Here is a 21,411-nt window from a genome sequence, read left to right on the forward strand (position 1 = left end):
GACTAAATGATCTAAGAATTCTAAAATAAATAACTTTTTAGAATTAGCTTATGAGTGGAAGATTTTAGTGGGAGCTGATCGTTCCCACGCTCCAGCGTGGGAATGCAGCTCGTGACGCGCTGCGTCACCTGGACGCGGAGCGTGGCTTGAGGCAATCCCACGCAGAGCGTGGGAACGATCATTGGGCGGAGACTTCAGTTGCTGATTGCCAGAATGCTCGCCTGATACGATCCGACAAACACATCGAAATCGCCGACTTCGTTCTGCTCCAGCTCCACTTGCGCCGCCAGCGAAGAACGCGCCCGTTCTTCAAATTTCGCCTGATCCTCGCCACTCAAGGGCTCGCTACGGAAAAACGCCGCATGTGCCCGGCTTTGACGCAGGGAGAACTGAGCGAAGCTTTCCTTGTGTTCCGCCATCGCCGCCAGCACTTGGGCCGAAGGTGTCAGCGAGGAATCCTTGACCTTGGCCAACTGCGCATCCAGCGCCTTGCTGTGCGCATCGCCGCCATGACTCTGATCCAGCATCGCCGCCAACGGAGCGATCTGCTCCAGCAACTCGCTGGCCCACTCTTTGAGGTCCACCGATTCACTGCCGCGTTTCAATTGCAGGCCCGGACGGCGACCTTCCTTGACCACGCTAAGGAAGTTCGAGGTGGCGTTGCCACAAGAATTATTGGTTAACAACGGGCTGTCGTTCAGCGCGCAGTACAGCAGGAAGGCGTCGAGGAATCGCGATTCCGGCAGGTCGATGCCCATCGGCAGGAACGGGTTGATGTCCAGGCAGCGTACTTCGACGTACTGAATGCCACGGGCCACCAGCGCCTGGATCGGCCGTTCGCCGGTGTAGGTCACGCGTTTGGGGCGGATGTTGGAGTAGTACTCGTTTTCGATCTGCAGGATGTTGGTGTTGAGCTGAACCCACTCACCGTCCTGATGCGTACCGATCTCGACATACGGCGCATACGGCGTGGCGACCGCTTTGCGCAGGCTGTCGGTGTAGCTCGACAGGTCGTTGTAGCACGGCGTCAAACCGGCCTGAGCGTTGCTCTGGTAGCCGAGGTCGCTCATGCGCAGGCTGGTGGCGTACGGCAGGTACAAGGTGTCCGGGTCAAGTTGTTCGAGCTGGTGCGAGCGCCCGCGCAGGAAGCCGGCGTCCAGCGCAGGCGAGGCGCCGAACAGGTACATCAGCAGCCAGCTGTAGCGCCGGAAGTTGCGGATCAGCGCGATGTAGGCCGAGGACTGGTAGTCGCGATCGGTGCCGACGAAGCCTTCTGCTTCTTTGAGCAGCGGCCAAAGCTTTTCCGGCAGGGAAAAGTTGTAGTGAATCCCGGCGATGCACTGCATGGTCTTGCCGTACCGCAGGGCCAGGCCCTTGCGATAGACGTACTTGAGCTGACCGATGTTGGACGTGCCGTAATAGGCAATCGGGATGTCTGCCTCGGCCGGCAACGGGCACGGCATCGAGGGGCTCCACAGATACTCGTTGCCGAGCTTGCTGTAGGCAAAGCGATGAATCTTGTCCAGGCTCGCCAAGGTATCTGCCGGGTCGGGCAGGGCGGGCGTGATGAATTCCAGCAGCGACTCGGAATAGTCGGTGGTGATTTGTTCGTTGGTCAGCGCGGAACCCAATTCTTCCGGGTGCGGCGTTTGCGCCAGGCGACCTTCACCTGTCACGCGCAGGCATTCACGTTCGATGCCGTGAAGGCACTGTTCGAGCAGAGAGAGGTTAGCGCGCTCGCCAAGCAGGGCCAGGCGGCGGTTGAGAAGTTCGCTCAAGTTGGATTCCTTCACGCGTCAGTCGCCCCAATATGGGGGTGGGCAAGACGGTCTACAAGGGTGAAGTTAAAACTGGCGTTTTCGCCTGGTTTTGAAACTCTCCGTAATCAATGTATGAGCGGGCTTGCTCGCGAAGAGGGCGTGTCAGTCAGCACAAATGTCGCCTGACACACCGCCTTCGCGAGCAAGCCCGCTCCCACAGGTTGCGTACTGGCGAAATTAACTCAAATCGATGACAACTAGCTACAGGACTGCGAACGTGCCTTGTGCTTTTGCGACCAGTTTGTCGCCCTGCACCACATCAGCTTCAACCACCAGCGTGCGGCGGCCCGGGTGGATCACCCGCGCCGTGCACATCACTTCACCGTCTGAAACGGCGCGAATGTAGTTGATCTTGCATTCGATGGTCGCGCTCTGCTGGTCAAAGCCGTGGGTGCTGGAACAGGCCAGCCCCATGGCAATGTCCACCAGGCTGAACAAAGCCCCGCCATGCAGCTTGCCGCCGCGATTGCGCAACTCTGGCGCAAGCCCGAGGGCAACTTGCGCCACCCCGGTTTCCAGGCTGTGCAAGCGACACCCCAACAGCTTGAAAAACGCGCTTTCGGTCAGCCCGGCAGGGATCTCCATCAGCGTTTCTTCAACTGCTTGGCGTTGGCGAACAGCGACGCCATCGCGTTGTTGCTCGGGGCTGGCGCGGTGGTTTCCTTGCGCGGTGCGGTGTTCTGGGATTGACGTGGCGCCGACCCCGGACGTGCACCGCGAGCGCCGTCGACTTTCTCGCCCGGGGTGTCGCTCATGCGCATCGACAGGCCTACGCGTTTGCGCGGGATGTCGACTTCCATGACCTTCACTTTCACCACATCACCGGCCTTCACAGCTTCGCGCGGATCCTTGATGAACTTCTCTGAAAGCGCGGAGATGTGCACCAAACCGTCCTGATGCACGCCGATGTCGACGAACGCGCCGAAGTTGGTCACGTTGGTGACGACGCCTTCGAGGATCATGCCCAGTTCGAGGTCCTTGAGGTCTTCGACGCCTTCCTGGAACTCGGCGGTCTTGAACTCGGGACGTGGATCGCGGCCAGGTTTTTCCAGCTCTTGCAGGATGTCGGTAACCGTTGGAAGACCGAAGGATTCGTCGGTGTACTTCTTCGGATCGAGGCGCTTGAGGAAGCTCGCGTCGCCAATCAGCGAACGGATGTCACGGTCGGTTTCAGCGGCAATGCGCTGCACCAGCGGATAAGCTTCCGGGTGAACGGCCGACGAATCCAGCGGGTTGTCGCCATTCATCACGCGCAGGAAGCCGGCGGCCTGTTCGAAAGTTTTTTCGCCCAGACGCGCGACTTTCTTCAACGCTGCGCGGGTTTTGAACGCGCCGTGCTCATCGCGATGGCTGACGATATTCTGTGCCAGGGTCGCGTTGAGACCGGAGATGCGCGCCAGCAGCGCTACGGAGGCGGTGTTGACGTCGACGCCCACGGCGTTCACGCAGTCCTCGACCACCGCGTCCAGACCGCGCGCCAGTTTCAGCTGCGACACGTCGTGCTGGTACTGGCCGACACCGATGGATTTCGGATCGATCTTCACCAGTTCAGCCAATGGATCCTGCAAGCGACGGGCGATCGACACGGCGCCGCGGATCGACACGTCCAGGTCCGGGAATTCCTTCGACGCCAGTTCAGATGCCGAGTAAACCGATGCGCCGGCCTCGGAGACCATCACTTTGGTCATCTTCATTGCCGGATATTTTTTGATCAGCTCAGCGGCCAGCTTGTCGGTTTCGCGGCTGGCGGTGCCGTTGCCGATGGCGATCAGGTCGACTGAATGCTTGGCGCACAGGGCAGCAAGAATCGCGAGGGTCTGATCCCATTTGTTGTGGGGCACGTGCGGGTAGACCGTGGCGTGATCCAGCAGCTTGCCGGTGGCGTCGACCACGGCAACTTTGCAACCAGTGCGCAGGCCCGGGTCGAGGCCCAGCGTCGCGCGCGGGCCGGCCGGAGCGGACAGCAGCAAGTCGTGCAGGTTGTGCGCGAACACGTTGATCGCTTCGGTTTCCGCGCCATCGCGCAACTCGCCCAGCAGGTCGGTTTCGAGGTGGGTGTAGAGCTTGACCTTCCAGGTCCAGCGCACCACTTCGCCCAGCCATTTGTCGGCGGCGCGGTTCTGGTTCTGGATGCCGAATTGCTGGCCGATCATGCCTTCGCACGGGTGCATGGTGCCCGGCAGTTCGTCGCCGACTTTCAGCGCAGAGCTGAGAATGCCTTCGTTGCGGCCACGGAAAATCGCCAGCGCGCGGTGCGACGGCATGCTTTTCAGCGGTTCGTCGTGTTCGAAATAGTCGCGGAACTTGGCGCCTTCCTCTTCCTTGCCGGCGATAACGCGGGCACTGAGGGTGGCTTCCTGCTTCAAATAGCTGCGCAGTTTGTCCAGAAGGCCAGCGTCTTCGGCGAAGCGCTCCATGAGGATGTACTTGGCGCCTTCGAGGGCTGCCTTCACATCGGCCACGCCTTTTTCGGCGTTGATGAAACGTGCGGCTTCGGTGTCTGGCGTCAGGGACGGGTCGTTGAACAGGCCGTCGGCCAGTTCGCCGAGGCCGGCTTCCAGGGCGATCTGGCCCTTGGTGCGGCGCTTTTGCTTGTAGGGCAGGTACAAGTCTTCGAGGCGGGTCTTGGTGTCGGCGAGCTTGATGTCGCGCTCGAGTTGTGGGGTCAGCTTGCCTTGCTCTTCGATGCTGGCGAGGATGCTGATGCGCCGTTCGTCGAGTTCTCGCAGGTAGCGCAGACGCTCTTCCAGATGACGCAGCTGGATGTCATCGAGGCTGCCGGTCACTTCTTTCCGGTAACGGGCGATGAAGGGAACGGTAGAGCCTTCATCGAGTAGCGCGACGGCCGCTTCGACCTGTTGTGGGCGTACACCGAGTTCCTCGGCGATGCGGCTGTTGATGCTGTCCATAAAACCACCTGACAAATTGTGAAAGCAGGCTCGCAGGCGCAGAATTAAAGGCTCTGCGAGTCTGGTTGAGCGGCCTGGCCTGCGCCGCTGCCTGGATCAAAGGGCACCCCATTGACCCGTGAAATCGAACATTTACTGCGGGCGGCAGGGAAATAAATAGCGCCTGCCTGTAGTACCTGTCTGATGTTGCCTGACACAAAAGGCCGCGCATTATAACCAGCGTTCGGCCGTTCGGGGGCATCGCAGGCTGGAGTGGTAATGACCGGTTTGCTGGCGGTGGAGGAAAAATCTGCTAACAATGCACTCGGTGCGTATAACGACAGCTACGCCATAATGCGCGCCGAGATCAAAGGAGCATCTAATGAGCAGCACTGCAAACACTGCTGAAGGCGAAAAAATTCTTATTGTTGACGACGATCCGGGGCTCAGCAGCCTGCTGGAACGCTTTTTCGTCAGCAAGGGCTACCGCGCCCGCGCCGTTCCGAACACCGAGCAAATGGATCGCCTGCTGGCGCGCGAAGTGTTCAACCTGGTTGTCCTCGACCTGATGTTGCCCGGCGAAGACGGCTTGACCGCTTGTCGTCGCTTGCGCACGGCGAACAATCAGATTCCCATCATCATGCTGACTGCCAAGGGCGATGAGCTGAGCCGCATCAAGGGCCTGGAACTGGGCGCCGACGATTACCTGGCCAAGCCGTTCAACCCGGACGAACTGATGGCCCGCGTCAAAGCGGTCCTGCGTCGTCAGTCGACACCTGTACCGGGTGCGCCGGGTAGCGAAGACGAAAGCGTGACCTTTGGTGATTACGTACTGTCGCTGGCGACCCGCGAACTCAAGCGCGGTGACGAAGTGCACATGCTCACCACCGGTGAGTTTGCGGTCCTCAAGGCATTGGTCATGAACGCGCGTCAGCCTCTGACCCGTGACAAACTGATGAACCTGGCCCGTGGTCGCGAGTGGGATGCCCTGGAGCGTTCCATCGATGTACAGATATCCCGTCTGCGCCGGATGATTGAACCCGACCCGTCCAAGCCGCGTTACATCCAGACAGTCTGGGGCGTGGGCTATGTGTTCGTTCCGGATGGCGCCGCCACCAAGTGATCGGTGATTTGCAGGAGCGGGTCTTGCGGGCGATATTGTCCGCAGACTCGCGATCTGCAATATGCGAGCATCGCTCGTTCCTGCCAGTGTGTAGCGGCTATCCATGAAAACCCCCGTTTGGTTCCCCCAGAGCTTTTTCTCCCGCACCCTTTGGCTGGTGTTGATCGTCGTCCTGTTTTCCAAGGCGCTGACCCTGGTTTATCTGTTGATGAACGAAGACGTGCTGGTGGACCGTCAATACAGTCACGGCGTCGCCCTGACGCTGCGCGCCTATTGGGCCGCCGATGAAGAAAACCGCACGAAGATCGCCGATGCGGCCACGCTGATCCGGGTGGTGGGGGCTGGTGTGCCGGAAGGTGAACACCATTGGCCGTACAGCGAAATCTACCAGCGGCAGATGCAGGCCGAGCTGGGGGCCGACACCGAGGTCCGGTTACGCATGCACTCACCGCCAGCGCTGTGGGTCCGTGCGCCAAGCCTGGGTGATGGATGGCTGAAAGTGCCGCTGTACCCGCATCCCTTGCGTGGGCAGAAAATCTGGAACGTGCTCGGCTGGTTCCTCGCCATCGGCTTGCTGTCCACCGCGTCGGCATGGATCTTCGTCAGCCAGCTCAATCAACCGTTGAAACGTCTGGTGTATGCCGCAAGGCAACTCGGCCAGGGGCGCAGCGTGCGTCTACCTATCAGCGATACGCCCAGCGAAATGACCGAGGTGTATCGCGCCTTCAACCAGATGGCCGAGGACGTCGAGCAGGCCGGTCGCGAACGTGAGCTGATGCTGGCCGGTGTGTCCCACGACTTGCGGACTCCATTGACCCGATTGCGCCTGTCTTTGGAGTTGATGGGGGATCGCACCGATCTTACCGACGACATGGTGCGCGACATCGAAGACATGGACGCGATCCTCGATCAGTTCCTGGCGTTCATCCGCGATGGCCGTGACGAATCGGTGGAAGAGGTTGACCTCAGCGACTTGGTTCGCGAAGTTGCTGCACCGTATAACCAGAACGAAGAAAAGGTACGTCTGCGCCTGGAGCCGATCCAGCCGTTTCCGTTGCGTCGGGTGTCGATGAAACGCCTGTTGAACAACTTGATCGGCAATGCCTTGCATCACGCGGGCAGTGGCGTTGAGGTGGCGGCTTATGTCTCCGGCGATACCAGCGCACCGTATGTGGTGCTGAGTGTCATGGACCGTGGGGCGGGGATTGATCCTTCCGAGCTGGAAGCGATCTTCAATCCATTCACCCGCGGGGATCGTGCCCGGGGTGGCAAGGGGACTGGTTTAGGGCTGGCGATCGTGAAGCGGATTGCTTCGATGCATGGCGGGAATGTCGAGCTGCGCAATCGGTCCGGTGGCGGACTGGAAGCGCGGGTGCGGTTGCCACTGGGGTTGATGTTGCCTCGGGATGCGGTATAGAAGCAGCTTCAAGCTGCAAGCGAAAAGCAAGTCCTGCGTGGGACTGCCGGGTGCTTTTCACTTGCAGCTTGAAGCTTGCCGCTTAAAGCTGCTTTTCTACCCCTTCCCTTTGGTCCGCGTCATATTCGGCCCGCCATTCTTCTCCAGATGCTCGATGATGATCCCTGCCACGTTCTTCCCAGTGGTGGTTTCAATCCCTTCCAGACCCGGTGACGAGTTCACTTCCATCACCAGCGGCCCGTGATTGGAGCGCAGGATATCCACACCCGCCACCGCCAGCCCCATTACCTTCGCCGCACGCAATGCGGTCATGCGTTCTTCGGGGGTGATCTTGATCAGGCTGGCGCTGCCGCCCCGATGCAGGTTGGAGCGGAACTCTCCAGGTTTGGCCTGGCGCTTCATCGCGGCGATCACCTTGTCGCCGACCACGAAGCAGCGAATGTCGGCACCGCCAGCTTCCTTGATGTACTCCTGAACCATGATGTTTTGCTTCAAGCCCATGAACGCTTCGATCACCGACTCTGCCGCCGTTGCCGTTTCACACAGCACCACGCCAATGCCTTGGGTGCCTTCCAATACCTTGATCACCAGCGGAGCACCGTTGACCATGTCGATCAGGTCGGGGATGTCGTCCGGAGAGTGAGCAAACCCGGTCACCGGCAAACCGATCCCGCGGCGTGACAGCAATTGCAACGAGCGCAGTTTGTCCCGCGAACGGGCAATGGCCACGGATTCATTGAGCGGAAACACGCCCATCATTTCAAACTGACGCAATACCGCGCAGCCATAAAACGTTACCGATGCCCCGATCCGGGGGATTACCGCATCGAAACCTTCCAGCGGCTTGCCGCGGTAGTGGATCTGCGGCTTGTGGCTGGCAATGTTCATATAGGCGCGCAGTGTGTCGATCACCACCATTTCATGGCCACGCTCGGTACCGGCTTCAACCAGACGACGAGTGGAATACAGACGCGGGTTCCGCGACAGCACAGCGATCTTCATGCAACACCTGTTGAGGAGGTAGATACCGGGAACACCGGCTTGTCTTGTACGTACTTGATGCCCGGGTTGACCACCAATTGGCCGTGAATCAGGGCTTTTGAACCGAGTAACAGGCGATAACGCATGGATTTGCGGCAGGCGAGCGTGAACTCGACTCGCCAGACCCGATCACCGAGGGCCAGGGTGGTGCTGACCACGTATCGCTTCTGCGCGTGACCGTTGGAGCTTTTAATGGTTTTCATCGTCACCAGCGGTGCTTCACAGCGTCGATGACGTAATTGCACCACCGTGCCCAAGTGTGCGGTGAAGCGCACCCACTGCTCACCATCGCGCTCGAACGGCTCGATGTCGGTGGCATGCAGGCTGGAGGTGCTGGCACCGGTGTCGATTTTTGCCCGCAGGCCCGCGACTCCCAAATCAGGGAGCGCCACCCACTCGCGCAGACCGACAACGGTCAAATGGTCAAATGTCTTCAAAGTTGCTCAACCGGTAGAAACCGCTCGGCCCGCAAGCGACCGAGTTCGCGGTATTCACGCAGAATAATGGTTAAAAGGCGACAGATATCTACGGCCCGGATTTCCAGCCCCCAAGGGAGGTTCTGGAATGCGTGCATTGTAATCCGAGCCGGTGCAATTCTTGGTACGACTGAAACGGTAGTACAGTTCAGCAATATTTCAGAGCGAGGAAATTCCATGGCACAAAAAAATGAAGAGGACGACAAAGTCCGTCTCGATAAATGGTTATGGGCCGCGCGTTTTTACAAAACCCGTGCCTTGGCCAAGGCGGCGATTGAAAGCGGCAAGGTGCATTGCCGGGGCGAACGTTGTAAGCCAGGTAAGGAACCACGAGTAGGTGACGAATTCGTGATCCGCACCGGTTTCGAAGAACGTACGGTCGTGGTTCAAGCGTTGTCCATTGTTCGCCGTGGCGCGCCGGAGGCTCAGACGCTGTATGCCGAAACCGAGGCCAGCATCGCCAAGCGCGAAAACGCCGCTGCCCAGCGCAAGGCGGGTGCGCTGGGGATGACCACCGATGGCAAACCGAGCAAGAAACAGCGACGGGATTTGTTCAAGTTTCGCGGCAATAGTAGTGGCGACTAGCCTGATCAGGGCCTTTGACTGCGGCGGACTTGCAATTGGCTGGATGAGTAACCATATCGGGACATTCCCCGACGGTACAACGTGCTGATAAATAGCCACTCGTCGAAAATCACTACAACATCCGACTCCTTGGGCCATAAAGAGGGCCAATGGCGTCAGAGGCTTTGAACCCCAATTTTGATCAATTCAGATACCAGACCTATGACCGACCTACCGGATAACGACTTCACCCAACGCTTCATCTTCGATGACAGCGACACCCGTGGCGAGCTGGTCTCGTTGGAGCTCAGCTACGCCGAAGTCCTGGCCAAACACGCCTACCCGGAACCGGTCGCACAACTGCTCGGCGAACTGATGGCCGCCGCCTCGCTGCTGGTTGGCGCGCTGAAATTCGATGGTTTGCTGATTCTGCAGGCCCGTTCCGACGGCCCGATCCCGCTGCTGATGATCGAGTGCTCCAGCGAGCGCGACATCCGCGGCCTGGCCCGTTACGAGGCCGACCAGATCGCCCCCGACGCGACGCTCGCCGACCTGATGCCCAACGGCGTTCTGGCGCTGACGGTCGACCCGACCCATGGTCAGCGTTATCAGGGCATCGTCGACCTCGACGGCGAAACCCTGTCCGAGTGCTTCACTAATTACTTCGTCATGTCCCAACAGGTCGGCACCCGCTTCTGGCTGTACGCCGATGGCCGTCGCGCCCGTGGCCTGCTGCTTCAGCAACTGCCCGCCGACCGCTTGAAAGACGAAGAAGAACGCGCCGCCAGCTGGCAGCACATCACCGCGCTGGGCAGTACCCTGACCGCCGATGAACTGCTGAGCCTGGACAACGAAACCGTACTCCATCGCCTCTACCATGAAGAGCAGGTGCGTCTGTTCGATGTGCAGAAACTGCGTTTCCGTTGCAGCTGTTCGCGCGAACGTTCGGCCAATGCTCTGGTCAGTCTGGGTAAAGAAGATGCACAAAATCTGGTGGTCGAGCACGGTGGCAACATCGAGATCGATTGCCAGTTCTGCAACCAGCGTTACCTGTTCGATGCTGCCGATATCGCCCAATTATTCGCCGGTGCGGGCGTCGAGACGCCGTCAGATACCCGTCACTAAAACGGTTCAGCGCAGGTAAATTCACTGGTTAGTGCCGGAATTACGCCGTAACGACGGGAGGGCCCTACTTTTTTTGGGCGTTTCTGGCATAATCCGGCCCACTTTTTCTCGCGGTAGTAGTGCACGACTTTCTACTACAAAACGTTTGGAGCACTCGGCCACTGGCCGATGGGGAACCTCATGACGCAAGCCAATAACGCCGTGTACACCGATCTGAGTGTTGATGATCTGGTTAAAGAAGCCCTGAATCGCGGTGAAGGCGAGCTTGCCGATACCGGCGCGCTGGTTGTTCGTACCGGTCACCGTACCGGCCGTTCGCCAGTCGACCGTTTCATCGTTGAAGAGCCGACCACTCAGGCCGCTATCGCCTGGGGCCCGATCAACCGCAAGTTCCCGGCCGACAAGTTCGATGCCCTGTGGGACCGCGTTGAGGCGTTCAACAATGCGCAAGAGCATTTCGTTTCCCACGTTCATGTAGGTGCGTCCGCCGACCACTACCTGGCCGTAAAAATGACCACGCAGACTGCCTGGCAGAACCTGTTCGGTCGTTGCCTGTTCATCAACCCGGCCCAGTACAACCCGGCTGGCCGTGATGAGTGGCAGGTGCTCAACGTTGCCAACTTCGAATGCGTTCCAGAGCGTGACGGCACCAACTCCGATGGTTGCGTGATCCTCAACTTCGCACAGAAGAAAGTGCTGATCGCTGGCATGCGCTACGCCGGTGAAATGAAGAAAGCCATGTTCTCGGTGCAAAACTTCCTGCTGCCGGCCGCTGACGTGCTGCCAATGCACTGCGCTGCCAACATCGGTGAAGCGGGCGACGTGACCCTGTTCTTCGGTCTGTCCGGCACCGGTAAAACCACCCTGTCCGCCGACGAAAGCCGTTACCTGATCGGTGACGACGAGCACGGTTGGGGTGAGGGCGTGGTGTTCAACATCGAAGGAGGTTGCTATGCCAAGTGCATCGACTTGTCCGAGAAGAACGAGCCGGTTATCTGGAAAGCCATCAAGCACGGCGCAGTCCTGGAAAACGTCGTTATCGATGACGCCAAGCACGCCGACTACGACGACGTCAGCCTGACCCAGAACAGCCGCGCAGCCTATCCGCTTGAGCACGTTGCCAAGCGTTCCGAGAAGAACCTCGGTGGCGAGCCAAACGCTGTGATCTTCCTGACCTGCGACCTGACCGGCGTACTGCCGCCTGTGTCGATCCTCAGCGAAGAACAAGCGGCCTACCACTTCCTGTCCGGCTACACCGCACTGGTGGGTTCGACCGAAATGGGTTCCGGCAGCGGCATCAAGTCGACCTTCTCCACCTGCTTCGGCGCACCGTTCTTCCCGCGTCCGGCTGGCGAATACGCAGAGCTGCTGATCAAACGCATCCGCGGCTTCGGCTCCAAGGTCTACCTGGTCAACACCGGCTGGACCGGTGGTGGCTACGGCGTTGGCAAGCGCTTCAACATCCCGACTACCCGTGCGGTGATCGCAGCGATCCAGAGCGGCGCCTTGATCGGTGCTGAAACCGAACACCTCGACACCATCAACCTCGACGTGCCATTGGCTGTGCCGGGCGTTGAAACTGGCCTGTTGAACCCACGTAACACCTGGGCTGACAAGGCTGCTTATGATGAATCTGCCAAGGCGCTGGCCGGTTTGTTCGTTGAGAACTTCAAGAAGTTCGAAGTGAGCGACGCGATCAAGGCTGCTGGGCCGAAGTTGTAAGCGTTGGTTTGATGTAATGAAAAAGCCGCCCGAAGAGGCGGCTTTTTTGTGGGCGTTCGATTTACACACGCCACGTGCACAACTGCCAATATTCCAGCTGAAAACGCGCTAAACGACCAGAATAATGGCACTTATGGGGTTGGCTAGATGCCTTCCAGTTTCTGTGTGTCCCATCGTTGCATCTTGATCGCTTGGTAGAGCATGTCGATGGTCAGCGGGACTTTGTCGCCGCGACCTTTGGCACGGCGCTTGAGGGATACGTCAAAGCCCTCAGGATGAAAGTAGCGATAGGCGTCGTAGTCCACGAAGTCGATCCCGAACTGCTCTTCCAGTGCTTCCATCAAATGCTGTGCATCGGCACCGTCACAACCCAGGTCGAAGTTGATCGAGGTGGTGAGGCTGATGGTTTTGCGTTCGGGCAGGCCGAGCTCTTCATGCAGCAACTGCATGAGCAGGTGCATTGTGTGGTCGTCGGGGAAGTTGGGGGCGAGGTTCATTGCAGGGGTGTCAGTTTGGGCTTGGATGGATCTTATAATTCACCAAGCTTGGGGGGAAGAGCGGGAGCAGATTGTGGCGGAGTGTCTTGTCGGTATTTGGCGAGCGCTTCTTCTCGTGTCAGAAGCGGCCTATCGAGGTCAGCCGGTGAGGTGTCGAATCCTGAGAGATGCAGACTGGCCAAGTAATTTGAGCGACGGACCTTTTCGTAGTGAGCTTGTTTATGTTTGAACGTTAATTCAGTCATCATAATTACCTCGGGCTACGAATGCTTGAATGCTGGGACAGGGGGAATTCAACAGTGCTGCACTGTTCAGCCGGCTAACGCATTCAACACATGGACCGGGTCATTATGTATGGCTTTCAGCAGGGCTTTGGCTGGCCCTGTCGGTTCGCGGCGGCCCTGTTCCCAGTTGCGCAGAGTGCCGAGTTGGACGTCGATCAACGCTGCGAATTTTGCCTGAGTCAGTCCAGTAGCCTTGCGAATCTCTTTGACTTGCAACGCATCCACATGGAATTCGCGGGAAGGCAGACGCTCACCCCGTACGATCTCGTCCATCTGTTGCACGCTTTCCATTAGCTCATCAAAAAACTTGCTCACGGTTATCTCCAGTGTTCGATTACTGCTTTCAATGCTTTGCGTTCATCGGCGGTCAGGTCGTGTTGTTCATTTTTAGGGTAGATCATCAACAGCGCGATCTGCGACGCTGAGACGAAATGGTAGTAAATCACTCGGGCTCCGCCTCGTTTGCCATGGCCCTTGGCCGCGACCCGCATTTTGCGAATTCCGCCTGTTCCTTCGATGATGTCGCCAACCGAAGGGTTCACCACTAATACCTTCTGTAAGGCGCTATAGGCATCGTCATCCATCAGCTCTTTGGCTCGACGGGTGAAGATCGGGGTTTCAACGAAAATCATCGGTAATGTACGCCACTGGCTTACTTTAGGGCAACGCTGATCTGACTTGAAATGCCTTTCATGTGATCAGCCACGACTAGTGGTTGATCGTTCTCACGTTGAGCGGGAGAACGATCTGTTCACGCAGCGTCAGGCAGGCGCTTTCCAGCCCATCATGCGTTGTTGGGCGACTTGCATCAGGTCGAAGCCGTCCTGAGTCAGCAGGTAAAGTGCGTGGGTGATGTGGGGGATGTCTTCGACATCGCCGTGTTTGAAGCAGATGCAGTGCAGGGTTTTAAGGAGATCGCTGGAGGCTCGGATGCGCTGCATGGCAGCTTCGAGGATGGCCTGGGGGTTGGCCTCTGTGTCGATGATCAGGGGCGGGGAATCGGTGAGGTTGGTTTGCAGTGGGCGGTAGCGATCAAAAAGAGGATTTAACGTTGTCACTGAGGAACACCTGTATTAGTTGGAAATGTGAGCTCTCTTTGTCGGGTGACCAAGCCCGAGTCGCTGAATGTGTCAGCGACGATCACGACTATAGGTGTGAGCCGCCGAGCAGCGATAGACGACAAGGGATCTGAAGCTGTAGGACCGGGATGAAGCTTTGATAGGGCGTTGCCTACAGACTTATTCCCAGCCGAAATATCTATCGTTTGGTGGCATTCAGGCCTACCGCGTTATCGTTCATCGCGGGCAAGCCTGATCCCCACAGGGATTTTCATCCGGGCATTAGCCAGCGGTAATTTTCGGCAGTCGTTGCCGGGCTATTTCGAGCAGTTCGTTGCCGTCCTGGGTCAGTAGGTACAACGCATTGACGATGTTGGGGATGTCGCCTCTATCAGCCTGTTTGAAACACAGGCAATAGAGGGTTTCGAGCAGGTCACTGGCGGCGCGGATGCGTTGTTGCGCGGCATCGAGTATTTCGTGAGGATCTGCGTCAGTGTCGATGACCAGCACGGGTGTTTCGCTGTAACTGGTTTTGAGTGGGCGATAGCGGTCTTGCATGGGGTCCGTCCTGTTTTCAGCGGCGCGGCAAACTATAGGGGCGCGCATCCAGGCGTCGCAATACCGCGCAAATGGACGGGTTTTGTAGGGGGTTTACCGTCAATTTCGCCTTTTGCCTACATGTACCCCGAGTTTTTTCCAGCAATACCCTTGGGGGGCGAATTTCCTACGAGTTTGTCAGGCGCAACGCTTCAAACCTCAGTAACGTGCGCGCCAGAATTTGTAGGGCGTTTCGAAAACGGCGAAGCGCTGGATGAACCGAGTCTGGAACAACGCTTGGTTGTGCAGGATTTTCACCAGTGAAGTCAGCCCGGCTCATGCTGCATGGACGAGCAAGAGCCGGGTGTTTCAGGAGCGGTGGTTGAACGAGCAACTGCGGGGGGCCGTGTTGATGCCGTAGCCACTTGACCCGCAGTTGTCAGGACGTTCGCCAGGCCTGTTGGGCGGAACACTCCAGGGAGTCACACGTCGCGAGCAACGGTGGCTCCGCGGGTGGTCCATCGCAGGCACTCAGCAGCAGGGAAGTCAGGATAAGCGCAACGGCCAAAATTGATTTTTGAAGCATGGTCATTCCTTGTTCAAATGCCGCGCCCATCAGGCGTCCTGCCGTGATGTGAAATGCGCAGACGGTTGTTTGCGAGAAAGACCTTACCGTCAGATTGAGCGGTCCTGCGAGGAACAAAGTGTTTCGTTTGTTTCATCCTGTGGCAAAGCCCCATAGAGCGACGCGGTATCATCCCGTATCGTTTTGGTCCCCGACCTTTTCTCGACTCGCGGCGTTTGCCAGCTAGGCTTTGGGCTTCGCAGCGGTCAACGGAGTGACAGCTTATGCACAACACCTTGGAACAGGTTTTCGGTTACCCACAGTTTCGACCGGGTCAGGAGGCAGCGGTCAGTGCAGTGCTGGCCGGGCGCTCGGCGGCGGCGATTTTCCCCACCGGTTCCGGTAAGTCCCTTTGCTATCAATTACCGGCCTTGTTGCTGCCGCACCTGACGCTGGTGGTCTCGCCGTTGCTCGCGCTGATGCAGGATCAACTGGCGTTCCTGCAACGCCACGGCATCGCGGCGGGCAGTATCGATTCGGCGCAGAGCCGCGACGACGCCAGTGATGTGATGGCTCGGGCCAAGTCCGGTGAGTTGAAGATTTTGATGATCTCGGTGGAGCGTCTGAAAAACGAGCGTTTCCGTAATTTCCTGCAGCAAGTCCCCATCTCGCTACTGGTGGTGGACGAGGCGCACTGCATCTCGGAGTGGGGCCACAACTTCCGCCCCGATTACCTCAAGCTGCCTGACTACCAGCGCCAGTTCAATATTCCGCAGGCGCTGCTGCTGACCGCCACCGCGACGCCCAAGGTCATCGCGGACATGGAAGCCAAGTTCGCCATCGCCCCGGAAGATGTAGTGACCACCGGTTTCTACCGGCCAAATCTCAACCTGTTGGTCGAGCCGGTACGCGGTCAGGACAAACGCCTACGTCTGGTCGAGTGGATGAGCGAACGCTCCGGTCAGCCGAGCATCGTCTACGTTACCCTGCAAAAAACCGCTGAGCACATCGCTGAACACCTGGGGCACAACGGCATTCAAGCCGAGGCGTATCACGCCGGTTTGCCCCACGATCAACGCGAAGCCATCCAGAAACGATTCATGGGCGGACAGTCCAATTGCATCGTCGCCACCATCGCGTTTGGCATGGGTATCGACAAGAGCGACATCCGCAATGTGGTGCATTTCGACCTGCCCAAATCCATCGAAAACTACAGCCAGGAAATCGGCCGTGCCGGACGTGACGGGAAGCCATCCGACTGCCTGGTATTGGCTAACCGCGACGGCCTCAACGTGCTGGAAAATTTCGTTTACGGCGACACTCCTGAACTGGACGGTATCCGCTGCGTGCTTGATGAAATGCTCGCCGCCGCGCCTGAGGGGCAATGGGAGTTTCTATTGGGGCCGTTGGCCGATCAAAGCAACATTCGCCAATTGCCGCTCAAGACCTTGCTGGTGCAGCTGGAGCTGCGCGGTTTAATCGCCCCGCGTTACGCCTACTACGCCGAATACCGGTTCAAGTATTTGCAGGAGCCGGACGCCTTGCTCGCGCGCTTCGAGGGTGAGCGCAAGGACTTCGTGGCCGCGATCATCCAGACCTCCAGTCGTGCGCGAACCTGGGCCACGGTGAATTTCGATGCACTGTATGAGCAGCATCAGGCGGAGCGAAATCGGGTGGTCAAGGCTCTGGATTATTTCCAGGAAAAGGGTTGGGTCGAGCTTGAAAGCAAGCAGATGACCGAGGTCTACAGCCTGCTGCAAACGGGCTTTGACAGTCAGGCGTTGAGTGCCGAGCTGCACGCTTATTTCACCCAACACGAACGTACGGAAATTGCGCGGATTCACGCGATGCTGGATTTGTTCGCCACCGACCACTGCCTGGGCTTTCGCCTGGCCGAATACTTCGGTGACGAAAACGCACCTCGGCAATGCGGGCATTGTTCGGTATGCCACGGGCAGGTTGCGCGACTGCCGGCACCACCGGATTTGCCAGCGCTTGTGGATAAAAACTTTGAAGCGCTGTGCGGCGACTTTATCCACAGGCATGAACAGCACACCGGCAGCGTTCCTTCGGCTGAGCGTGTGACGCGTTTCCTGTGCGGGATTAGTGTGCCGTTGTTTACCAAGATGAAGGCGCGGACTATTTCCGGGTTTGCGGCGATGGAGGATTATCCGTACGGCGAGGTACGCGGTTGGGCCGAGGCACATCTGTGAAGTTGATGTACGACCGCTTCCTCAGCGGTCGTTCAAGCATCGTTATTAAGTTCGCCGTAGACATCGGCCAATAGCGACTGAGCTTGTTGCTCGAGAAAGTCGAAGACCTCCTCCTGAATCGATCCTTGGTATTGCTTGCGGCGGCCTTTGGAAACAATGCCGTTTTGATCCAGGCACTGCATGACTAACCTGGACAAAAGATTGCCTCGAACGTCGTAGTTTTCGTTCACAACCTTCACGAGTGTATCGAACCGCTGAAGAAAGTCGGTTTCCTCTCTCAGCTCTACCTCGAGGGCCCGTTTAGCCATTTCCATTGTGAAGGCTACGCAATCGGTGGCATCCCAGTAGCGATAGATGCTGGCGTCACCAATGAAGTTGAAGCTCATTGTTTCCGCATCAATCCAGCGAACATCCCAGAATTCACGAACGGGCTTTGAGAAAGATTGCAGCGCTTCCAGATAATGTTGTTCTTCGCGCTTCATAGCGACCGAAACAGGTAGCAAGAGACCGTTTTCGAGAGCGCCGCTTCGGCACAGAGCCAAGTGGATGAGGAAGCGTGAAAGACGGCCATTGCCGTCCATGAACGGGTGCAGAAAGACGAAGCCAAAAGAGGCGATGCCTGCGGCCACAAGAGGATCGAGTTGCTCTGGCGCTCTGTTGGCGAACGTCATCAACTCTTCCATCAATTCACGACAGAGCCCTGGGGCCGGCGGCACGTAGGTCACGCCAGCTGCGCCGCGAAACGAATTGCTCAGGTGATTCTGTTCGTGACGGAATGCGGCTGCACGATCAAAGGGATTAGAGATCGCACTATTTTGTAACGCGACAAGATAATCTTCGGTAAGCGGCTGACGCTCATGTGCCTGGCGGAGCAGTTGTACGAATCGCTGTGCTTTCTGCTCGCTGGGAGCTTCCTTCTCGATGGCAAACGAGTTTTCGGTTTCGCTCAGGTACGCCCAATTGATCGCCCGATCCATCATCTCTTTTGGAAGGGCGCCAATAAAGGCTCTTGATCGACCCAGAATGTCATAGTCGAGCAAGGTCTGAATCTCTGTTGTGCGTTCGACTGTCGCGCAATATCGAAGTGTGCCAAGTCCATTGAAGTCGACTCGCCAACGCGAGTTTCGTACCGATGGCCCGGTGACGTAGTTGTCCGGGGCAAATAGAAAAGTAGCGGTACCGCGAGGATTATCGGGATAGTCCAGGTGCTGACCGGTGAAAAACTCCCAGAGGAAACAGATTTTACGTAGGTAGGCGCTACTGGGAGCCTTGGTAATGGCTTCGACCAGTATTTGGCCATCAATATGAGGGAGTGCCTGAGCCAGAATGGCGAGATTGACGCCCTCATGTTTTAGGGCAAATATGATGTGAGCCAGATAGTCATCTTCCGCTGGCGCAACGCTCTGCGGTACTGACAATGCACCGCCGATTTTCTCCAGGCGGGTAACCGGCTGGATGATCGCTGGCCGCTTCACCTCGATAGCTTTCAGATCCAGCGCATCAATCAAATGGGTGTAGCCCACTCGGTTTCCCATCGGCAGTTCCCCCGTCCGGATAGATTTTTTTTACCACGCCAAGTTTTTTTTTAAAATCGGCGAAGCTGGCAAGAAAATTTTAACCTGATTCAAGCTGTTGGCTAGCGCTCATTTCACTCCTATTGAGTACTTCCAGAGTTCTGTATCCCAAAGGACTCGGACTTCTGCTGTGAGAATGGGGCTGCAATGGGTATCTCATCCATCCGCTGAATGTCGCTCATCACAGGAATAAATTTCAAAAACGCACGACGCCTGACTATGGTGGTGGCTGTCTTTGGATCGCCAACAAGAGAGCAAATCATGAGCCAGACGCCATTCAACATTCAGCGCGCCGCCGTCATCGGTGCAGGCACCATGGGCCGTGGCATTGTCATGTGTCTGGCGAACGCCGGGGTGCCGGTGCAGTGGGTGGATAACAATCCGCAGATGCTTGAACAGGCGTTGGCCACGGTAGCCGAAACCAACGCTCACAATGTGCGCCAAGGGCGCATTGATCAGGCCGAAGCTGACGCGCGCATTGCGCGAGTGACCGCAGCGGCGGACTACGCATCAATCCGTGAAGTCGATCTGGTCATCGAAGCGGTCTACGAAAACCTCGAGCTGAAACAGAAAATATTTCGCGAACTGGATGGGCTGCTCAAACCCGAAGCGATTCTGGCTAGCAACACGTCGGCGCTGGATATCGATGCTATCGCTGCGGCAACTCGCCGTCCGCAGCAAGTGCTGGGCCTGCATTTTTTCAGCCCTGCACACATCATGAAACTGCTGGAAGTCGTCCGTGGCGCCCAGACTGCACCGGCAGTCCTGGACGCAGCGCTGGCTCTGGGCAAGCGCATGGGCAAGGTCAGTGTGGTGGCGGGCAATTGCGACGGTTTCATCGGCAACCGCATGCTCAATACCTACGTGCTCGAAGCGCGCAAAATGCTGCTGGAGGGTGCTTATCCTTATCAAGTGGATGCGGCGCTGCAAGGTTTCGGTTTCGCCATGGGGCCGTTCCGCATGTACGACGTGGTGGGCGTCGACCTGGGCTGGCGGGCTCGGGAACTGGCGGGCACGGGGCAGGATGCGCCGGAAGTCCAGGTGGACAACCGATTGTGTGAACTCGGGCGTTTCGGTCAGAAGAGTGGCAATGGTTATTACCACTACGAGCCGGGCAGTCGTCAGGCCGAGCACGATGTGGAAGTGGATGCGCTGGTGTTGCAGGTCAGCGAAGGACTGGGCTTCCAGCGTCGCGAGATAAGCGCTGAGGAGATTCTTGAGCGTTGCCTGCTGGCACTGGTCAACGAAGGCGCGAAGATCCTTCAGGAAGGCATTGCGGCGTCTGCGCACGACATCGATCTGGTGTACCTCAATGGTTATGGGTTCCCGGCGGCGAAGGGTGGGCCTATGGCGTGGGCGGATCAACAAGGCTTGGCGGACATTCATCAGCGCTTGATGGCACTGGAAACCCGACAGGGTGATCACTGGCGTCCGGCACGCTTGATCGGGGAATTGGCAGAGGTGGGTAAAGGGTTTGCGGATCGATAAACTTCAGCCACTTCAAGACGAGAGCTGCGCATGAATCAACGCACCGACTACCCACACTTCCAGCCCATCACCACCCGCTGGCACGACAACGACGCCTACGGTCACGTCAACAATGTCACCTACTACAGCTTCTTCGACACGGCGGTGAACACTTACCTGATCGAAGTCGGTGGCCTGGATATCCATGACGGCGAGGTCGTGGGTTTTGTCGTGAGTTCGGCGTGCGATTACTTTGCCTCCATCGCCTTTCCGGACCGGATCGAGATCGGCTTGCGGGTTGGCAAGCTGGGCAACAGCTCGGTGCAATACGAATTGGCTGTGTTCAAGCAAGGGGAAAACGAAGCTTGTGCGGCCGGGCGCTTCGTGCATGTCTTTGTAGATCGTGCTTCAAATCAGCCGGTATCGATTCCGGCCGGATTACGTGGAGCGCTGGAACGCCTGGTGGTTTAGACGGGGCAAAAAAAATCGCAGCCCCAGGGCTGCGATTTTTTTAACTACCGATTAACGAGGCGATGGAAGCCTCAGTGGCGATAGTATTTGTGTTTGTGCTTGCGATGGCCATAGGCATGGCCACGACCTGGATGGCCGTCACGGTAGTAACGACGATCACCATGGCCACGATAGGAGCGACGATCATTGTCACCGTCATCATCATCGTATTTATTGCCCATGTAGTTACCCAGCGCGCCACCGGCGCCACCGCCTGCTGCCGCGCCGATCAGGCTGCCTGTGGTGCCGCCCATGTTGCGACCGACCACGTTACCGCCTGCCGCGCCCAGCGCACCACCGATGGCGGCTTCGCCACGGCTGTGTTTGTCTGCGCCGACTGCGCTACCACCCGCGCCGCCCAGGGCCGCGCCGATTGTGGAACCTGTACTGCCGCCTAACGACTGACCGACGACCGAGCCAAGAACCCCGCCCAATGCGCCGCCCACACCGGCTTCGGTGTTGCCGCCAGCAGAAGCAATGCCACTGAACAAGCCAAGGGACAACAAGAGAATCGAGGAGAACTTCATGTA

21 protein-coding genes and 1 pseudogene are annotated in these 21,411 nt (G+C 57.9%); 9 read left to right on the forward strand and 13 right to left on the reverse strand.

Features of this window, described 5'->3' with window-relative positions; all coding sequences use genetic code 11:
• Positions 1–194: 194 nt before the first annotated feature.
• From gshA to J2Y56_RS03780, 3 genes are all read right to left on the reverse strand, one after another.
• On the reverse strand, positions 195–1,778 hold the full coding sequence (gshA, locus tag J2Y56_RS03770) for a glutamate--cysteine ligase (protein ID WP_310348693.1): 1,584 nt from the start codon (positions 1,776–1,778) through the stop codon (positions 195–197).
• 243 nt (positions 1,779–2,021) lie between these two features.
• Positions 2,022–2,405, reverse strand: coding sequence for a PaaI family thioesterase (locus J2Y56_RS03775; protein ID WP_310348695.1), 384 nt, complete (start codon positions 2,403–2,405; stop codon positions 2,022–2,024).
• The gene (locus J2Y56_RS03780) at positions 2,405–4,729 is read right to left on the reverse strand and encodes a Tex family protein (protein ID WP_310348697.1); all 2,325 of its coding nucleotides are present in this window, start codon (positions 4,727–4,729) and stop codon (positions 2,405–2,407) included. The genes J2Y56_RS03775 and J2Y56_RS03780 overlap by 1 nt, the downstream gene beginning before the upstream one ends.
• Positions 4,730–4,987: 258 nt before the next feature.
• Between J2Y56_RS03780 and J2Y56_RS03785 the strand changes: the two genes are divergently transcribed.
• From J2Y56_RS03785 to J2Y56_RS03795, 3 genes are all read left to right on the forward strand, one after another.
• The gene (locus tag J2Y56_RS03785) at positions 4,988–5,116 is read left to right on the forward strand and encodes a hypothetical protein (RefSeq protein ID WP_310348699.1); all 129 of its coding nucleotides are present in this window, start codon (positions 4,988–4,990) and stop codon (positions 5,114–5,116) included.
• Positions 5,091–5,831: a two-component system response regulator OmpR gene (gene ompR, locus J2Y56_RS03790; RefSeq protein ID WP_007949203.1), complete on the forward strand. Its 741-nt coding sequence runs from the start codon at positions 5,091–5,093 to the stop codon at positions 5,829–5,831. The genes J2Y56_RS03785 and ompR overlap by 26 nt, the downstream gene beginning before the upstream one ends.
• Before the next feature lie 103 nt (positions 5,832–5,934).
• On the forward strand, positions 5,935–7,248 hold the full coding sequence (locus tag J2Y56_RS03795) for an ATP-binding protein (RefSeq protein WP_310348702.1): 1,314 nt from the start codon (positions 5,935–5,937) through the stop codon (positions 7,246–7,248).
• Positions 7,249–7,344: 96 nt separating this feature from the next.
• Here J2Y56_RS03795 and rimK read toward each other — a convergent pair whose 3' ends face one another.
• Positions 7,345–8,250 (reverse strand): 30S ribosomal protein S6--L-glutamate ligase, encoded by a 906-nt coding sequence (gene rimK, locus J2Y56_RS03800; RefSeq protein WP_007949201.1) that lies wholly within the window; start codon positions 8,248–8,250, stop codon positions 7,345–7,347.
• Positions 8,247–8,708: an ATP-dependent zinc protease gene (locus J2Y56_RS03805; protein ID WP_175649051.1), complete on the reverse strand. Its 462-nt coding sequence runs from the start codon at positions 8,706–8,708 to the stop codon at positions 8,247–8,249. Before J2Y56_RS03805 ends, rimK begins: the two co-directional genes overlap by 4 nt.
• Positions 8,709–8,942: 234 nt before the next feature.
• Here J2Y56_RS03805 and J2Y56_RS03810 point away from each other — a divergent pair, with 234 nt between their 5' ends.
• The 3 genes from J2Y56_RS03810 (at position 8,943) to J2Y56_RS03820 (ending at position 12,176) form a co-directional block, all read left to right on the forward strand.
• Positions 8,943–9,350: an RNA-binding S4 domain-containing protein gene (locus J2Y56_RS03810; RefSeq protein WP_007949198.1), complete on the forward strand. Its 408-nt coding sequence runs from the start codon at positions 8,943–8,945 to the stop codon at positions 9,348–9,350.
• A 201-nt stretch (positions 9,351–9,551) separates the two neighbouring features.
• On the forward strand, positions 9,552–10,454 hold the full coding sequence (gene hslO, locus J2Y56_RS03815; RefSeq protein WP_007949197.1) for an Hsp33 family molecular chaperone HslO: 903 nt from the start codon (positions 9,552–9,554) through the stop codon (positions 10,452–10,454).
• Positions 10,455–10,634: 180 nt separating this feature from the next.
• Positions 10,635–12,176, forward strand: coding sequence for a phosphoenolpyruvate carboxykinase (locus tag J2Y56_RS03820; protein ID WP_007949196.1), 1,542 nt, complete (start codon positions 10,635–10,637; stop codon positions 12,174–12,176).
• Positions 12,177–12,319: 143 nt separating this feature from the next.
• On the opposite strand, the gene J2Y56_RS03825 is transcribed toward J2Y56_RS03820, so the two are convergent.
• The 6 genes and pseudogenes from J2Y56_RS03825 to J2Y56_RS03850 all read right to left on the reverse strand — a co-directional run bounded on the left by J2Y56_RS03825 (position 12,320) and on the right by J2Y56_RS03850 (position 14,573).
• Positions 12,320–12,673, reverse strand: coding sequence for a DUF1493 family protein (locus J2Y56_RS03825; RefSeq protein ID WP_310348704.1), 354 nt, complete (start codon positions 12,671–12,673; stop codon positions 12,320–12,322).
• Positions 12,674–12,750: 77 nt separating this feature from the next.
• Positions 12,751–12,918: pseudogene (locus tag J2Y56_RS03830) on the reverse strand (YhfG family protein); the annotation flags it as partial.
• A 66-nt stretch (positions 12,919–12,984) separates the two neighbouring features.
• Positions 12,985–13,272: a DNA-binding transcriptional regulator gene (locus J2Y56_RS03835; protein ID WP_007949192.1), complete on the reverse strand. Its 288-nt coding sequence runs from the start codon at positions 13,270–13,272 to the stop codon at positions 12,985–12,987.
• A 2-nt stretch (positions 13,273–13,274) separates the two neighbouring features.
• The gene (locus tag J2Y56_RS03840; RefSeq protein ID WP_007949191.1) at positions 13,275–13,589 is read right to left on the reverse strand and encodes a type II toxin-antitoxin system RelE/ParE family toxin; all 315 of its coding nucleotides are present in this window, start codon (positions 13,587–13,589) and stop codon (positions 13,275–13,277) included.
• A 129-nt stretch (positions 13,590–13,718) separates the two neighbouring features.
• Positions 13,719–14,015 (reverse strand): hypothetical protein, encoded by a 297-nt coding sequence (locus J2Y56_RS03845; protein WP_007949190.1) that lies wholly within the window; start codon positions 14,013–14,015, stop codon positions 13,719–13,721.
• Between the two features lie 282 nt (positions 14,016–14,297).
• On the reverse strand, positions 14,298–14,573 hold the full coding sequence (locus J2Y56_RS03850) for a hypothetical protein (RefSeq protein WP_310348707.1): 276 nt from the start codon (positions 14,571–14,573) through the stop codon (positions 14,298–14,300).
• 828 nt (positions 14,574–15,401) lie between these two features.
• On the opposite strand from J2Y56_RS03850, the gene J2Y56_RS03860 reads away from it, so the two are divergent.
• Entirely contained in the window at positions 15,402–17,330 is a 1,929-nt protein-coding gene (locus tag J2Y56_RS03860) for an ATP-dependent DNA helicase RecQ (RefSeq protein WP_310348708.1), read from the forward strand.
• A gap of 32 nt (positions 17,331–17,362) precedes the next feature.
• Here J2Y56_RS03860 and J2Y56_RS03865 read toward each other — a convergent pair whose 3' ends face one another.
• Positions 17,363–18,865, reverse strand: a complete 1,503-nt coding sequence (locus J2Y56_RS03865; RefSeq protein WP_310348710.1) for a Fic family protein — start codon at positions 18,863–18,865, stop codon at positions 17,363–17,365.
• Positions 18,866–19,165: 300 nt separating this feature from the next.
• On the opposite strand from J2Y56_RS03865, the gene J2Y56_RS03870 reads away from it, so the two are divergent.
• Positions 19,166–20,392, forward strand: a complete 1,227-nt coding sequence (locus J2Y56_RS03870) for a 3-hydroxyacyl-CoA dehydrogenase NAD-binding domain-containing protein (RefSeq protein WP_310348712.1) — start codon at positions 19,166–19,168, stop codon at positions 20,390–20,392.
• Between the two features lie 30 nt (positions 20,393–20,422).
• Entirely contained in the window at positions 20,423–20,842 is a 420-nt protein-coding gene (locus J2Y56_RS03875; RefSeq protein ID WP_007949183.1) for a thioesterase family protein, read from the forward strand.
• Between the two features lie 71 nt (positions 20,843–20,913).
• Here J2Y56_RS03875 and J2Y56_RS03880 read toward each other — a convergent pair whose 3' ends face one another.
• On the reverse strand, positions 20,914–21,408 hold the full coding sequence (locus J2Y56_RS03880; protein WP_007949182.1) for a glycine zipper domain-containing protein: 495 nt from the start codon (positions 21,406–21,408) through the stop codon (positions 20,914–20,916).
• Positions 21,409–21,411 lie beyond the last annotated feature (3 nt).

This window comes from Pseudomonas sp. BE134 (genome assembly GCF_031456105.1).
GTDB lineage: Bacteria > Pseudomonadota > Gammaproteobacteria > Pseudomonadales > Pseudomonadaceae > Aquipseudomonas.